Annotated in this window: 15 protein-coding genes; all 15 read right to left on the bottom strand. The window is 64.0% G+C overall.

The window, feature by feature from the left end; translation table 11 throughout:
- Window positions 1-19: 19 nt before the first annotated feature.
- Window positions 20-811 carry an amidohydrolase gene (locus CAG46_RS14055; protein WP_015269022.1) on the bottom strand — a complete coding sequence of 264 codons (792 nt, stop codon included), beginning with the start codon at window positions 809-811 and terminating at the stop codon, window positions 20-22.
- Complete coding sequence (locus CAG46_RS14050; protein ID WP_085587448.1) at window positions 799-1,947, bottom strand: pyridoxal phosphate-dependent aminotransferase; 1,149 nt, start codon at window positions 1,945-1,947, stop codon at window positions 799-801. The genes CAG46_RS14055 and CAG46_RS14050 overlap by 13 nt, the downstream gene beginning before the upstream one ends.
- Window positions 1,948-2,158: 211 nt before the next feature.
- Complete coding sequence (der, locus tag CAG46_RS14045) at window positions 2,159-3,622, bottom strand: ribosome biogenesis GTPase Der (RefSeq protein WP_025337780.1); 1,464 nt, start codon at window positions 3,620-3,622, stop codon at window positions 2,159-2,161.
- A 117-nt stretch (window positions 3,623-3,739) separates the two neighbouring features.
- Window positions 3,740-4,882, bottom strand: a complete 1,143-nt coding sequence (bamB, locus tag CAG46_RS14040) for an outer membrane protein assembly factor BamB (protein ID WP_085616845.1) — start codon at window positions 4,880-4,882, stop codon at window positions 3,740-3,742.
- Window positions 4,883-5,521 (bottom strand): tetratricopeptide repeat protein, encoded by a 639-nt coding sequence (locus CAG46_RS14035; RefSeq protein WP_015269019.1) that lies wholly within the window; start codon window positions 5,519-5,521, stop codon window positions 4,883-4,885.
- Between the two features lie 39 nt (window positions 5,522-5,560).
- Window positions 5,561-6,850 (bottom strand): histidine--tRNA ligase, encoded by a 1,290-nt coding sequence (gene hisS / locus CAG46_RS14030; protein WP_085616847.1) that lies wholly within the window; start codon window positions 6,848-6,850, stop codon window positions 5,561-5,563.
- Between the two features lie 25 nt (window positions 6,851-6,875).
- Entirely contained in the window at window positions 6,876-7,985 is a 1,110-nt protein-coding gene (ispG, locus tag CAG46_RS14025) for a flavodoxin-dependent (E)-4-hydroxy-3-methylbut-2-enyl-diphosphate synthase (RefSeq protein WP_003257869.1), read from the bottom strand.
- 2 nt (window positions 7,986-7,987) lie between these two features.
- Window positions 7,988-9,043 (bottom strand): RodZ domain-containing protein, encoded by a 1,056-nt coding sequence (locus tag CAG46_RS14020; protein ID WP_085616849.1) that lies wholly within the window; start codon window positions 9,041-9,043, stop codon window positions 7,988-7,990.
- Window positions 9,040-9,801: a type IV pilus biogenesis/stability protein PilW gene (gene pilW, locus CAG46_RS14015; protein WP_085616852.1), complete on the bottom strand. Its 762-nt coding sequence runs from the start codon at window positions 9,799-9,801 to the stop codon at window positions 9,040-9,042. Before pilW ends, CAG46_RS14020 begins: the two co-directional genes overlap by 4 nt.
- A 14-nt stretch (window positions 9,802-9,815) precedes the next feature.
- A complete protein-coding gene (gene rlmN / locus CAG46_RS14010) occupies window positions 9,816-10,961 on the bottom strand; it encodes a 23S rRNA (adenine(2503)-C(2))-methyltransferase RlmN (protein ID WP_075043830.1) in 1,146 nt (381 codons plus the stop codon).
- 28 nt (window positions 10,962-10,989) lie between these two features.
- Entirely contained in the window at window positions 10,990-11,415 is a 426-nt protein-coding gene (gene ndk, locus CAG46_RS14005; protein ID WP_011532343.1) for a nucleoside-diphosphate kinase, read from the bottom strand.
- 88 nt (window positions 11,416-11,503) lie between these two features.
- Complete coding sequence (gene iscX, locus CAG46_RS14000; RefSeq protein ID WP_025337774.1) at window positions 11,504-11,704, bottom strand: Fe-S cluster assembly protein IscX; 201 nt, start codon at window positions 11,702-11,704, stop codon at window positions 11,504-11,506.
- A 10-nt stretch (window positions 11,705-11,714) separates the two neighbouring features.
- A complete protein-coding gene (gene fdx, locus CAG46_RS13995) occupies window positions 11,715-12,056 on the bottom strand; it encodes an ISC system 2Fe-2S type ferredoxin (protein ID WP_025337773.1) in 342 nt (113 codons plus the stop codon).
- 3 nt (window positions 12,057-12,059) lie between these two features.
- Complete coding sequence (gene hscA / locus CAG46_RS13990) at window positions 12,060-13,922, bottom strand: Fe-S protein assembly chaperone HscA (RefSeq protein ID WP_085616854.1); 1,863 nt, start codon at window positions 13,920-13,922, stop codon at window positions 12,060-12,062.
- Between the two features lie 42 nt (window positions 13,923-13,964).
- Window positions 13,965-14,486 (bottom strand): co-chaperone HscB, encoded by a 522-nt coding sequence (gene hscB, locus CAG46_RS13985; protein ID WP_015269012.1) that lies wholly within the window; start codon window positions 14,484-14,486, stop codon window positions 13,965-13,967.
- Window positions 14,487-14,493 lie beyond the last annotated feature (7 nt).

Below are 14,493 nucleotides of genomic sequence, written 5' to 3'. Positions count from 1 at the left end.
AAGAGGCCGGTACAGACTGTCAGTGCAGCTCGAAGGTGTCAGCATCCAGGTTGGCCGGGAACTTGGCCCGGTAGGCCGCCAGCTCCGCCGCGCTCAACACCGCGGTGAACACCCCGTCGGCCTCCCCGGCACTGAGCAGGCTCTCGCCCTGGAAGTCCAGCACCTGGCTGTCGCCGGAATAGGCAAAGCCCTTGCCGTCGGTGCCCACCCGGTTCACCGCCGCCACATAGCACAGGTTCTCGATACCCCGCGCCGGCAACAGGCGGTTCCAGTGCTGGCGGCGCGCAGCCGGCCAGTTGGCGGTGTATAGCAACAGGTCGGTGTCCTGGGCATCACGGCTCCACACCGGGAAGCGCAGGTCGTAGCAGATCAGCGGGCGGATCCGCCAGCCCTTGAGCTCGAACTGCACCTGGCGCTCGCCCGGGGTGTAATGCTTGTGCTCACCGGCCATGCGGAACAAGTGGCGCTTGTCGTAGTGCAGGATCTCGCCATCCGGCCGGGCCCACAGCAGGCGGTTGCGGTGGCTGCCATCGGCGGCCTGGATGATCACGCTGCCGGTAATTACCGTGTTGTACTTCTTCGCCTGGGCCTTCAGCCATTTGTAGGTCGGGCCGTTTTCCGGCTCGCACAGGCTTTCCGATTGCATGGAAAAACCGGTAGTGAACATTTCCGGCAGGATCACCAGGTCCACCTCGCCCACCTGCTCCAGCAGCACTTCGAAGTGCGCATAGTTGGCCTCGCGGTCGTGCCAGGCCAGGGTGGTCTGCACCAGGGCGACTTTCAGGTTCGGCAGTGTACTCAGATCGCGCATAGTTTTTCCGCTGCCTGACGCAGCGTCTCCTCTCGTTTGGCAAAGCACAGGCGGACCAGGCGTTGCTCGGGGATGGGTTGCTGGTAGAACACCGACACCGGGATGGTCGCCACGCCGTGCTCACGGGTCAGCCACAGCGACATGTCGACATCGTTCAGGTCCGGGCGGATCTGCGAATAGTCCACCAGCTGGAAATAGGTACCCGCCGTGCGGGTGAAACGGAACCGCGAACCCTCCAGCAAGCCGCAGAACAAGTCTCGCTTGGCCTGGTAGAAGGCCGGCAGTTCATCGATATGCTCGGGGTGCTCAGCCATGAAATCGGCCAGGGCGCACTGCAGCGGGGTCACCCCGCAGAAGTTGACGTACTGGTGTACCTTGCGCAGCTCGGCACTCAGCGCCGGCGGGGCGATCACATAGCCGGTCTTCCAGCCGGTGACGTGATAAGTCTTGCCGAACGAGCTGACCACGAAGGCGCGCTGGTACAGTTGCTCGTGGGCCAACACGCTGGCATGGCGTACACCGTCATAGACCAGGTGCTCGTAGACCTCGTCGCTGACCAGGTAGATATCGCGGTCAGCGATAAGCCGGGCCAGTTGGTCCAGGTCTTCTCGGGTAATCAGCGCACCGCTGGGGTTGTGCGGTGAATTGAGGATCACCATGCGCGTGCGCGGGCTGAGGGCATCGCTGAACTTCTGCCAGTCGATGCGGAAATCGCCGTCGCTCAGCTGTACATGCACGCAGCGCCCACCGGCCAGTTCCACGGACGGCTCGTAGCTGTCGTAGCAAGGGTCGAAGACGATTACCTCGTCACCGGCATGCACCACTGCCTGGATGGCGCAGAAGATCGCCTCGGTGGCGCCAGGGGTGATGGTCACTTCCTGGTCGGCATCCACCTGCGCGCCATACAGCCGCGCGACCTTGGCCGCCACCTGCTGGCGCAGGGCCGGCAAGCCGGTCATCGGCGAATACTGGTTATGCCCGGCGGCCACATGCCGGCCGACTGCATCGAGCAGCGCCTGCGGGCCATTGAAGTCGGGGAAGCCTTGCGACAGGTTGAGCGCGCCCGTCTGCACGGCGAGCTGGGACATGGTGGTGAAGATGGTCGTGCCGACATTCGGCAGTTTGCTGCGGATCATGGAGCCCTCTTTCCTGGGGTGTATCCGGCACGGGGTGGAGTCCGAGCATAGCGGATCGAGCGGTCAGGAAAAAGGTTGAAACAATAGGGGGATTTGCGCTGGATCAAAGGGCCTCTTCGCGGGTAAACCCGCTCCCACAGGTACTGCACAGAATTCGAAAACTGTGGAGACCTGTGGGAGCGGGCAAGCCCGCGAAGAAGCTGACGCGGAATCAGCGCTTGTCGCGGCGCTTCTTCTCGGCCTTCTTGTGGTGCGACATCAGGCGGCGCTTCTTGTTGACCTGGCGATCAGTGAGGGTGTTCTTCTTGCCCTCGTACGGGTTCTCACCGCCCTTGTACTCGATGCGGATCGGCGTACCGACCAGCTTCAGCACGCGGCGGTAGGTGTTCTCCAGGTAACGCGAGTACGACTTCGGAATCTTGTCGGTCTGGTTGCCGTGGATCACGATCAGCGGCGGGTTGGCACCACCAAGGTGGGCATAGCGCAGCTTGATGCGGCGGCCGTTGACCAGCGGCGGCTGGTGCTCGCTCACGGCATCTTCGAGGATCTGCGTCAGGCGGCTGGTCGGCCAGCGGGTTACCGCCGACTTGAACGCGGCCTGCACCGACTTGTACAGGTGGCCCACGCCGGTGCCGTGCAGGGCGGAGATGAAGTGGATGTCGGCGAAATCGACGAAGAACAGCCGGCGCTCCAGCTCGGTCTTCACGTAGTCACGCTCGCCCGGCTCCATGCCGTCCCACTTGTTCAGGGCGATGACGATGGCACGGCCGGCTTCCAGGGCGAAGCCCAGCAGGTTCAGGTCGTGGTCCACCACGCCTTCGCGGGCGTCCATGACGAAGATCACCACGTTGGCGTCCTTGATCGCCTGCAGCGTCTTCACCACCGAGAACTTCTCGACTTCCTCGTGGATCTTGCCGCGCTTGCGCACGCCGGCGGTGTCGATGAAGGTGTACTTCTCGTCATCGCGCTCGAACGGGATGTAGATACTGTCGCGGGTGGTGCCCGGCTGGTCGTACACCACCACGCGCTCTTCGCCGAGCATGCGGTTTACCAGGGTCGACTTGCCGACGTTGGGGCGGCCGATGATGGCGATCTTGATGCCATCCTTCTCGCTCGGGCCCGGGATGCGCACCGCTTCCTCGCCTTCGGCGACTTCGGCATCCAGCGCTTCCTCGACCTGGTCGCGTGGCAGGTGGCCGAGCACGGCCTCCATCAGCGCATTGATGCCGCGGCCCTGGGAGCCGGCCACCGGGATGGCGTTGCCCATGCCCAGCGGCGAGAACTCGGCGCGTGCCACATCGGCATCGATGTTGTCGATCTTGTTGGCAACCAGGATCGCTTCCTTGTTCCGCTTGCGCAGGTGCTCGGCGATCATCTGGTCGGCAGCGGTCATGCCGGCACGGGCATCGACCAGGAACAGCACATAGTCGGCTTCTTCGATGGCCATGAGCGACTGCTCGGCCATCTTCTCGTCCATGCCCACTTCGTCACCGGTTATACCGCCGGTGTCGATCAGGATGAAGGAGCGACCCTGCCAGCTGGCATCACCATACTGGCGGTCACGGGTCAGGCCCGACAGGTCACCGACGATGGCATCGCGGGTCTTGGTCAGGCGGTTGAACATGGTGGATTTGCCGACGTTCGGGCGGCCCACCAGGGCGATTACGGGAACCATTCGGCTCTCCACTCTTGAATTCTTGAAAATGCAAAGGCCGCTGCAAGGCAGCGGCCGGAGTTCGGGCGGCGTGTCCTACGCCGCGGCTTGAAGCCCGCCAAGGCTTCAAGCATAGCTTCAGCGGATGGTCAGTGCCTCGAGCTTGCCGCTGTTGCCGAAGACGTAGATGGTGTCGCCGACCACAAGTGGGCGGGCACGCAGGCCATCACTGTCGATACGCTCACGGCCGACGAAGCGGCCATCGACCTGGCTCAGCAGGTGCAGGTAACCCTCGAAGTCGCCCACCGCCACGTAGCTGGAGAACACTTCAGGCGCGGTCAGCTGGCGGCGAGCCATGGTGTCGTTGGTCCACAGGGCGCTGGACGAGCGCTCGTCGACGCTTTCGACAGTACCGGAAGCTTCGCTGACATAGACGTTACCGTAGCCCTGGGCGACACCCACGTAGCTGGAGGCATCACGCTGCCACAGCACGCGGCCGCTTTCCAGGTCCAGGCCCGCGACGCGGCCCTGGTAGGTGCTGACGTACAGGGTACCACCCGACAGCAGCAGGCCGCCGTCGATATCGACCACGCGGTCCAGCTCGGAACGGCCCTGCGGGATTGCCACACGGCTTTCCCACACCGGCACGCCGTTGTTGATGTCCACCGCCACCACCTTGCCGGTGGACAGGCCGGCGACGGCCAGGCGGTTGGTGGCGATCGGCGCGCCGGTGCCACGCAGGGTCAGCACGGCCGGGGTGTTTTCGTAGATCCAGCGACGGTCGCCAGTGGCGGCATCCAGGCCGATCAGGCGATCGTCCTGGGTCTGCACTACCACCACCTCACCGTTGTTGGCAGGCGGGGCCAGCACTTCGCTGGTCACGCGGGAGCGCCAGCGCTCCTCACCGGTGCTGGAGTCCAGGGCGATGACTTCACCCTTGAGGGTACCGATCATGACCAGGCCGTAGCCCACGCCTACAGCACCGGATACCGGCAGATCGAGGTCCTTCTTCCACACCACGTCGCCGGTGATGCGGTCGAGGGCGAAGACTTCGCCGTTGACGTCGGAGGCGTAGATACGGTCGTTCTCGATGGCAGGTACCAGGGTGTTGTAGGTCTCGCCCTGGCCGTCACCGATCGAACGGCTCCACTGCTTCTTCAGCACCACTTCCTCGGTGAACTTGGTCAGCTCGGCCGGAGGCAGTTCCTTCTTGCTGTTGCTGCTGCAACCTGCGGCCAGTACGGCCAGGGTCAGCACTGCTGCATGTTTCCAACCGATCACTTACGCGTCCCCTTTGGCCAAGTCATCCAGCTTCAATTGCAGGCCACCGACCGCCGCCTCATCGGACAACGCAGCCTTGGCTTTCTCGTAAGCGCTGTGCGCGTCGTCGGCGCGACCCAGTTGCACCAGCAGGTCACCTTTCAACTCTTCGCGGCTGGCCAGGAAGGCTTTGTCGGCGTCGCCGTCGAGCAGCTTGAGGGCGTCCTCGGCCTTGTTCTGGGCAGCCAGCACACGAGCCAGGCGCTGACGCGAAATTTCGCCCAGGGTGGCATCGGCCGGCTTGTCCAGCACGCTCTTCAGCTCGGCAGCAGCGTCGTCGAGCTTGCCGGTCTCGACCGCGACCTTGGCCACGAACAGGCTGCCGTACTGGGCGTAGGCGGTACCGCCGAACTCGCTCTTGAGCTTGCCGGCCAGTTCCGCGACCTTGGTCGCGTCAGGCTGGCCAGTCGGCGTCAGGCTGGTCTCCAGCAAGGCCTGGTACAGCTGCGAGGCACCTTGCGACTGATTGTTCTGGTACTTGTGCCAGGTATTCCAGCCCAACACCACCACGCCAGCCAACAGGGCACCGGTCAGCAGCGGCTTGCCGTTGCGGTTCCACCAGTCCTTGACCCCTGCCAGTTCATCATCGGTACTCGACACCCCAATACTCCTTTTCGCCTATTCGCTTGTTGAACCGCGTTACGCCTGAGCGATCGCGGTTTCCAGGTGCTCAGCCAGAGCATCCCAGGCAATGTTCTGTTGTTCGCCCTGACCACGCAGGGGCTTGAAACCGATCTCTTGCTTGGCCAGTTCGTCGTCGCCGAGGATCAGGGCGAACAGCGCGCCGCTCTTGTCGGCTTTCTTGAACTGGCTCTTGAAGCTGCCACCGCCGGCGTTGACTGCCAGGCGCAGGCCCGGCAGGCGGTCGCGCAGGCCTTCGGACAGGCGCAGGCCGGCCAGTTCCGCCTGTTCGCCAAAGGCGCACAGATAGACGTCGATCTGGCGGCTGATGGACTCGGGCACCTTGCCCAGGGTTTCCAGCAGCAGGATCAGGCGCTCGATGCCCATGGCGAAACCTACGCCCGGGGTCGGCTTGCCGCCCATCTGTTCGACCAGGCCGTCGTAACGGCCGCCGGCGCAGACGGTGCCCTGGGCGCCGAGCTTGTCGGTGACCCACTCGAACACGGTCTTGCTGTAGTAGTCCAGGCCACGCACCAGCTTGGTGTTGATCACGAACGGAATGCCGGCAGCGTCCAGGCGGGCCTTGAGGCCCTCGAAGTGCACGCGCGACTCTTCGTCCAGGTAGTCTTCCAGCTTCGGCGCACCGACCAGCACCGCCTGGGTGTTCTGGTCCTTGCTGTCGAGGATGCGCAGCGGGTTGCTCTGCAGGCGGCGCTGGCTGTCTTCGTCCAGTTGCTCCAGGCGCGCCGAGAGGAACTCGACCAGCGCATCACGGTAGCGTGCACGGGCTTCGCTGGTGCCCAGGCTGTTGAGTTCCAGCTTGACCGCGTCCCGGATGCCCAGCAGGCCCCACAGGCGCCAGGTCAGCATGATCAGCTCGGCGTCGATGTCCGGGCCGTCCAGGTTGAACACTTCCACGCCAATCTGGTGGAACTGGCGGTAGCGGCCCTTCTGCGGGCGCTCGTGGCGGAACATCTGGCCGATGTACCACAGTTTCTGCACCTGGCCGTTGCCGGTGATGCCATGCTCGAGCACGGCACGCACGCAGGCGGCAGTGCCTTCGGGGCGCAGGGTCAGCGAATCGCCGTTGCGGTCCTCGAAGGTGTACATCTCTTTTTCGACGATGTCGGTCACTTCACCGATGGAACGCTTGAACAGCTCGGTGAACTCGACGATCGGCGTGCGGATCTGGCTGTACCCGTAGGTGTCCAGCAGGCCGGCCACGGTGCCTTCGAAGTAGCGCCACAGCGGCGACTGTTCTGGCAGGATGTCGTTCATGCCACGGATGGCTTGCAGCGATTTGCTCACGAAAAGTCCTTACGAATTCTGTGTGTCAGCCACGGACGATCAGCGCCGCGTCGGCTTCGGCCTTTTCGGCCGCTTTCTGGCGGATGAGCTTTTCCAGCTCATCGACCAGGTTGTCGTTGGTCAGCTTCTGCGCCGGCTTGCCGTCGATGTAGATCAGGTTCGGCGTGCCGCCGGTCAGCCCCACATGGGCCTCCTTGGCTTCGCCCGGGCCGTTCACCACGCAACCGATCACCGCCACGTCCAGCGGCACCAGCAGGTCTTCCAGGCGCCCTTCCAGCTCGTTCATGGTCTTGACCACATCGAAGTTCTGCCGCGAGCAGCTCGGGCAGGCGATGAAGTTGATGCCGCGCGAACGCAGGTGCAGCGACTTGAGGATGTCGTAGCCGACTTTCACTTCTTCGACCGGGTCGGCCGCCAGCGAGATACGGATGGTATCGCCAATGCCTTCGGCCAGCAGCATACCGAGGCCGACAGCGGATTTCACCGTCCCCGAACGCAGGCCACCGGCTTCGGTGATGCCCAGGTGCAGCGGCTGCACGATCTGCTTGGCCAGCAGGCGGTAGGCTTCGACGGCCATGAACACATCGGAGGCCTTGACGCTGACCTTGAAGTCCTGGAAGTCCAGACGGTCGAGGTGCTCGACATGGCGCAGGGCCGACTCGACCAGCGCCGCCGGGGTCGGTTCGCCGTACTTCTTCTGCAGGTCCTTTTCCAGGGAGCCGGCATTGACGCCGATACGGATCGGGATGCCCCGGTCGCGGGCGGCATCGACCACCGCGCGCACACGGTCTTCACGGCCGATGTTACCCGGGTTGATACGCAGGCAGTCGACGCCCAGTTCGGCCACGCGCAGGGCGATCTTGTAGTCGAAGTGGATGTCGGCGACCAGCGGCACGCTGACCTGCTGCTTGATGCGGCCGAACGCCTCGGCGGCGTCCATGTCCGGCACCGAGACGCGCACGATGTCCACGCCGGCATCGACCAGGCGCTGGATTTGCGCCACGGTGGCGGCCACATCGTTGGTGTCGGTGTTGGTCATGCTCTGCACCGCGATGGGGGCATCACCACCCACCGGTACATTGCCGACCCAGATTTTGCGGGATTCGCGACGTTTGATCGGAGATTCGCCGTGCATGATTACTGTCCCAACTTCAGGCGAGCGGTCTCGCCACTGGTGAACGGGGCAACATCGACGGCCTGGCCGTTGTAGCTGACCTGGGCGCCACGGGCAAAGCCCAGGCGTACCGAGAACGGCGGCTTGCCGGTCAGCTCGAGGTTGTCCCCCTTGCGCTTGATGGCGCTGAACAGCACCTTGCCGTTGCCGTCGGTGACCTGGGTCCAGCAATCGGCGACGAACTGGATGGCTACCTTGGCGCTGCCAGCCGGCACTGCGGCGGGGGCGGCAGGCTCGGCAGTGGCCACGGCCGCTACCGGCGTAGCAGGTGCAACAGCCGCCGGGGCCGGAGCCGGGGCAACCGGTGCTACCGGCGCAGGCGTGGCAGCAGGGGCGCTGGCGACCGGTGGCACAGGCGCCTGCTGGGCCGGTGCCGGCACTGCGGCAGCGGTAGCGGCAGGTGCCGGGCTTACCGGTGCCGGTTCGGCGGCGGCAGGCTGCTCGGCAGCGCCCTGCTCCAGCGGCAGCGGCGCGCTCTCGGGCTGCTGCCCAGCGGAAACAGCCTGGTCTTCAGGCTCATCGAGCGGGTGAATCTGGGTGGTACCGTCGGCGCTTTCGACTTCGACGTGCTCCAGGGCGATCTTGGCCAGGTCCTTGCCACGCAGGCTGCCCTGGTCCTGCCACCAGACGAAGCCGCCGCCGACCACGGCCACCAGCAGCAGCAGGCTGACGCCGCGCAGGATATTGTGCGACAGGCGCACCGGCTCTTCGATACGGCCCAGCGAGTGCACGTCGCTGCCTTTGGCGTGGGTGCCGGTGTAACGGTCGAAGGCCTCCACCAGGGCAGCCTGGTCCAGGTCCATCAGCTTGGCATAGGCGCGGATATAACCACGGGCGAAGGTATGCCCCGGCAGCTTGTCGAAGGCGCCGGTTTCCACGTGGTTCAACGAACTGACAGTGAGGTTGAGCTTGCGGGCCACCTCGGCTTGTGACCAGTCCCGGTTCTCACGGGCCTGACGCAAAAGCTCACCGGGGTTCTGGCCAGGCGCTACTGCTACTTCGGGATGCGCGGCTTTCATCGTTGCTCCGACAGGTATTGCTGATATTCCGGCGTACCGGGATAAAGTCGTTGTAATTGCTGGCCCAGCTCGGCCAGTGTGCCCTGCTCGCCGAATACCCTGGCAAGGCGGCTGCCCAGCAGCAGGCTACGGGCATCGTGGTCGCTCAACTGGCTGAAACGATCGTAGTAGTCCCGGGCCGGCACATAATGCCTGTTTTCGTAGGACAACTCAGCCATTTCCAGCAACGCTTTCGGTTGCCGCTGGTTGAGTTGCAAAGCTTTCAGCAGATACGCATGCGCCTGGTCGCGGCGCTCGAGCTTCAGAGCCGTCAGGCCCAGGTTCTCGTACACGCGTGAGCGCTCAGGATACAGGGTATCGGCGCTGGCCAGGCGAAACATCTGCTCGGCCTCGGCAAATCGCCCCTGAGCATAAAGGAAACTGCCGTAATTGTTGCGAATTCGGGTGTCGCCCGTGCGTGCCTGCAGCGCCTTGCGAAAGTGCGTTTCGGCCAGCGCCGGCTCGCCTTCGGCCTGGAAGACCAACGCCAGGGCGGCGTGTGCATCGGCATCACCGCCATCCAGGGCCAGGGCCTTGCCCAGCGGCGCCTTGGCCTGCTCGGTCAAACCCTGTTGCAAATAACCCAGCCCAAGCTGCACATAGGCCCGCCCCGCCTCTGCCCTGCCCTGGCGGCTGGCCAGGGGGTCGCTCGCGCCGCCCGACACGCAGCCGGCCAGCAGCGAAAGCGCAAGGATCGACAGCGCGGCGCGCAGGCTCATGGGCAAGGTCCCGGTCAGTGGCTGGCGGGGCTGTCTTGCAGCTCGGCGTCCGCGGACAGCTGGCGCACAGCGATGTAGCGCTCGCTGCGGCGGGTGCGGTCGTTGACCTGGCCGACCAGCTGACCACAGGCAGCGTCGATGTCATCACCACGGGTGGTACGGGTGGTGACGTTGAAGCCACCGTGGTGCAACAGGTCCTGGAAGCGGCGGATGGCGTTGTTGCTCGGCCGCTCGTAGCCGGAGTGCGGGAACGGGTTGAACGGGATCAGGTTGATCTTGCATGGCACGTCGCGCAGCAGCTCGATCATTTGCGCAGCATGCTCCGGCTGGTCGTTTACATCCTTGAGCAGGGTGTACTCGATGGTCAGCACGCGCTTGCCACCCAGGGTGGACATGTAGCCCATGCACGATTCCAGCAGCATCTTCAGCGGGTACTTCTTGTTGATCGGTACCAGCTTGTTGCGCAGTTCGTCGTTCGGTGCGTGCAGCGACAGGGCCAGCGACACGTCGATGTGCTTGGCCAGCTCGTCGATCATCGGCACCACGCCCGAGGTGGACAGGGTGACGCGACGCTTGGAAATGCCATAGCCCAGATCTTCCATCATGATCTTCATGGCGGCGATGACATTGTCGAAATTCAGCAGGGGTTCGCCCATGCCCATCATGACCACGTTGGTAATGGCGCGGTCGATCTTGGCCGGAACGGTCCCGAAGGATTTGTTGGCAAGCCACACCTGGCCGATCACTTCGGCGGCGGTGAGGTTGCTGTTGAAGCCTTGCTTGCCGGTGGAGCAGAAGCTGCAGTCCAAGGCACAGCCGGCTTGCGACGACACGCACAGGGTGCCGCGATCGTCGGTGGGGATGTAGACGGTCTCGACGCAGCTGCCGGAGGCAACGCGGACCACCCACTTGCGAGTACCGTCGGCGGAAATGTCTTCACTGACCACTTCCGGGCCCCGAATCTCGGCAACGGCCTCGAGCTTTTCGCGCAAGACCTTGCCGACGTTCGTCATGGCGGCGAAATCATCGACGCCAAAATGGTGAATCCATTTCATCACCTGACCGGCGCGGAAGCGCTTCTCCCCGATAGAGTCGAAGAATTGTTCCATTTCCGGCAGGGTCAGACCCAGCAGGTTGATTTTGCCAGTAGATGTCGTCATGGATTCACCCTCACCCGTAAGCTTTCGCTTAGCGAGTGGTTACCTCGGTAGCAGCGAAGAAGTAAGCGATTTCGCGAGCAGCAGCAGCTTCGGAGTCCGAACCGTGAACGGCGTTGGCGTCGATCGACTCGGCGAAGTCAGCACGGATGGTGCCTGGAGCAGCTTCTTTAGGGTTGGTAGCGCCCATCAGCTCACGGTTCAGAGCGATGGCGTTTTCGCCTTCCAGAACCTGAACAACGACCGGGCCGGAAGTCATGAAGGCAACCAGGTCACCGAAGAAGCCACGAGCGCTGTGCTCGGCGTAGAAGCCTTCGGCTTCGGCTTTGGACAGTTGCTTGATTTTCGAGGCAACGATTTTCAGGCCAGCTTCTTCGAAGCGAGTGGTGATCTTGCCGATGACGTTTTTGGCAACGGCGTCAGGCTTGATGATCGAGAAAGTACGTTGAACAGCCATGGAAAACTCCAGAATATGAGTGTTACGAAAAATTAAACCCGCGAATTATACGCGGGTTCCGGGGGATTGCCTAACCTGCAGATGACGCTTAGTCGGCTTCATCGATCCAGGCGGCCTGGATTGCCTCGAGCACTTTCTCACCGCCGCGTGACGGATCGTCGCTGAATTCTGGCAATGCCAGCACCCAGCTGTGCAGGTCGACGAAATTCACATAACGAGGATCGACTTCCGGCTTGCTTTCTGCAAGCTGGATGGCGATCTCAAGTACATCAATCCATTTCAGGCTCATGGGGCAAACCTCAGTGCGGCGCTTCGGCGGCGTGGTTGAGCGAATACTTGGGGATCTCGATGACCAGGTCCTGGTCAGCGACGACCACCTGGCAGCCGAGGCGCGATTGAGCCTCCAGGCCCCAGGCCTTGTCCAGCATGTCCTCTTCCAGTTCGTCGGCTTCTTCGAGCGAGTCGAAGCCCTTGCGCACGATGCAGTGGCAAGTGGTGCAGGCCTTGACGCCGCCGCAGGCGCTTTCCATCTCGATGTGATGGTCGTGGGCCAGCTCCAGGATGTTGGTCCCGGGCTCGACTTCCACGGTCAGCCCCTCGGGGCAGAACTTCTCGTGCGGCAGGAATGTCACCAGCGGCATCGGTTACTCCTCGATCTCATTCAGGTTGCGCCCGGCCAGTGCGGCTTTGACCGTCGAATCAAGGCGACGGGCGGCAAATGCGTCGGTCACCTGCGACAGACGCTTGGTCTGTTGCTCGATGGCTGCGCCATCGGTGCCGGCCAGCAAATCACGTAGTTCTTGCATCTGGAATTCGATGGCGTCGCGCTCGTCACTGCTGAGCAGGCGCTCGCCGTCGGCGTCCAGGGCGCCCTGTACCGCTTCGAGCAGGCGCTCGCCGTCCACCTGGTGCTCGCGCAGCTGGCGGGCCTGCTTGTCGGAACCTGCGTGTTCGAAGGAATCCTTGAGCATGCGGGCGATTTCGCCGTCGGTCAGGCCGTAGGACGGCTTGACCTGGATGCTGGCTTCCACGCCCGAGCCCAGTTCGCGGGCGGCGACGCTGAGCAGGCCGTCGGCGTCGACCTGGAAGGTGACGCGGATTTTTGCCGCACCGGCGACCATGGCCGGGATGCCACGCAGCTCGAATCGCGCCAGCGAGCGGCAGTCGCTGATCAGCTCGCGCTCGCCCTGCAGCACATGGATCATCATGGCCGACTGGCCATCTTTATAGGTGGTGAACTCCTGGGCACGCGCCACCGGGATGGTGGTGTTGCGCGGGATCACCTTCTCCATCAGCCCGCCCATGGTCTCGAGGCCAAGCGACAGCGGGATGACATCCAACAGCAGCAGTTCGCCACCTTCGCGGCGGTTGCCGGCCAAGGTATCGGCCTGGATGGCGGCACCGATGGCCACCACCTGGTCAGGGTCGATCGAGGTCAGCGGGGTGCGGCCGAACAGTGCTCCGACGGCTTCACGCACACGCGGTACGCGGGTCGAACCACCGACCATGACCACGGCGCTGACTTCTTCCAGCTCGATACCGCTGTCACGCACGGCGCGACGGCAGGCCTTGAGGCTGCGGGCAACCATGGGCTCGATCATGGCTTCGAAGCCGGCGCGGCTCAGCTCGCCCTGCCAGGCGCCATGGCTGACGCTGACCACGTCGGCGTCGGTCAGGGCTTCCTTGGCGGCGCAGGCGGTCTGCAACAGCGCGCGCTGGGTGGCCGGGTCCAGGTCGGACGACAGCCCGGCCTGCTCGATGATCCAGCCAGCGATGGCGTGGTCGAAGTCGTCACCACCCAGGGCGGTATCGCCACCGGTGGCCAGCACTTCGAATACGCCGGCAGTCAGGCGCAGGATGGAAATGTCGAAGGTACCGCCGCCCAGGTCATAGATGGCCACCACGCCTTCGGCGTTCTGGTCCAGGCCATAGGCCACGGCAGCGGCGGTCGGCTCGTTGAGCAGACGCAGCACGTTCAGGCCGGCCAGGCGCGCAGCGTCCTTGGTGGCCTGGCGCTGGGCATCGTCGAAATAGGCCGGCACGGTGATCACCGCACCCACCAGCTCACCACCGAGGGTGGCTTCGGCACGCTCGCGCAGCACCTTGAGGATATCGGCGGACACTTCCACCGGGCTTTTCGGCCCCTGCACGGTGTCGATGAACGGCATGTGCGACTCACCGCCAACGAAGCGGTACGGCAGCTGCTCGCCCAGTTGCTTGACGTCGGCCAGGCCGCGCCCCATCAGACGCTTGACCGACAGCACGGTGTTCAGCGGGTCGCTGGAAGCGGCATCGCGTGCAGCCTGCCCCACTTCGTTGCGCCCTTCGAGGTAGCGCACCGCGGACGGCAGAATGACATTGCCCTGCGCGTCGGGCAGGGGCTCGCTACGGCCGCTGCGCAGTGCGGCGACCAGGGAGTTGGTGGTACCCAGGTCGATCCCCACCGCCAGGCGGCGCTGATGCGGCTGAGGGCTTTGACCGGGTTCGGCAATCTGCAGTAGGGCCATGCTTATCTGAATACCTTAGGTGCCATCACGGGCAGCACCGGGTTAATCGTCGAGGCGCTCTTCCAGTTGGCGCACTTCTTGGGCGAGCTTGTCGAGGAACTGCATGCGGCGCATCAGGCGTTCAGCCTTGTCGCGCTCGCCTGGGGCGTCCCAGCAGGCGGCAAAGTCCTCGTTCAGCGTGTCCTGGGCAACCTTCAGGCGCTTCTTGAACACGGCCACGCCATCGAGGTCGGCTTCGTCCTGCAGCTCTTCGAGCTCTTCACGCCACTGCATCTGCTGCAACAGGAAGTCAGGGTCGTGGACCGTGACCTCCTGAGGCACTTCGTGGCCGCCGATGGCCAGCAGGTAGCGGGCGCGACGCGGCGCGCTGCGCAGTGTCTGGTAGGCGTCGTTGAGGGCCGCGGACTTTTCCAGCGCCACGCGCTGCTCGCGCTCGGAGGCGTCGGCAAAGCGGTCGGGATGGACTTCGCGGGCCAGCTCGCGATAGCGAGTGGCCAGCTTGTCGAGATCCAGGCGGAAGCTTGGCTGGAGGTCAAACAATGCGAAATGACAAGGAGTACCCACAGCCAGC

The sequence above is a fragment of the Pseudomonas sp. B23(2017) genome (assembly GCF_002113725.1).
Taxonomy (GTDB): Bacteria; Pseudomonadota; Gammaproteobacteria; order Pseudomonadales; family Pseudomonadaceae; genus Aquipseudomonas; species Aquipseudomonas putida_Z.
This window is presented reverse-complemented; position numbering and strand designations above follow the sequence as displayed.

Bases quoted from the DNA above. Each gene is read 5' to 3' on its own strand.
- pilW (WP_085616852.1), bottom strand. From the start codon at position 9,801: ATGAGCCTGCGCGCCGCGCTGTCGATCCTTGCGCTTTCGCTGCTGGCC.
- CAG46_RS14020 (WP_085616849.1), bottom strand. From the start codon at position 9,043: ATGAAAGCCGCGCATCCCGAAGTAGCAGTAGCGCCTGGCCAGAACCCC.
- fdx (WP_025337773.1), bottom strand. From the start codon at position 12,056: ATGCCGCTGGTGACATTCCTGCCGCACGAGAAGTTCTGCCCCGAGGGG.
- rlmN (WP_075043830.1), bottom strand. From the start codon at position 10,961: ATGACGACATCTACTGGCAAAATCAACCTGCTGGGTCTGACCCTGCCG.
- der (WP_025337780.1), bottom strand. From the start codon at position 3,622: ATGGTTCCCGTAATCGCCCTGGTGGGCCGCCCGAACGTCGGCAAATCC.
- ndk (WP_011532343.1), bottom strand. From the start codon at position 11,415: ATGGCTGTTCAACGTACTTTCTCGATCATCAAGCCTGACGCCGTTGCC.
- hscA (WP_085616854.1), bottom strand. From the start codon at position 13,922: ATGGCCCTACTGCAGATTGCCGAACCCGGTCAAAGCCCTCAGCCGCAT.
- CAG46_RS14050 (WP_085587448.1), bottom strand. From the start codon at position 1,947: ATGATCCGCAGCAAACTGCCGAATGTCGGCACGACCATCTTCACCACC.
- ispG (WP_003257869.1), bottom strand. From the start codon at position 7,985: ATGCACGGCGAATCTCCGATCAAACGTCGCGAATCCCGCAAAATCTGG.
- iscX (WP_025337774.1), bottom strand. From the start codon at position 11,704: ATGAGCCTGAAATGGATTGATGTACTTGAGATCGCCATCCAGCTTGCA.
- CAG46_RS14055 (WP_015269022.1), bottom strand. From the start codon at position 811: ATGCGCGATCTGAGTACACTGCCGAACCTGAAAGTCGCCCTGGTGCAG.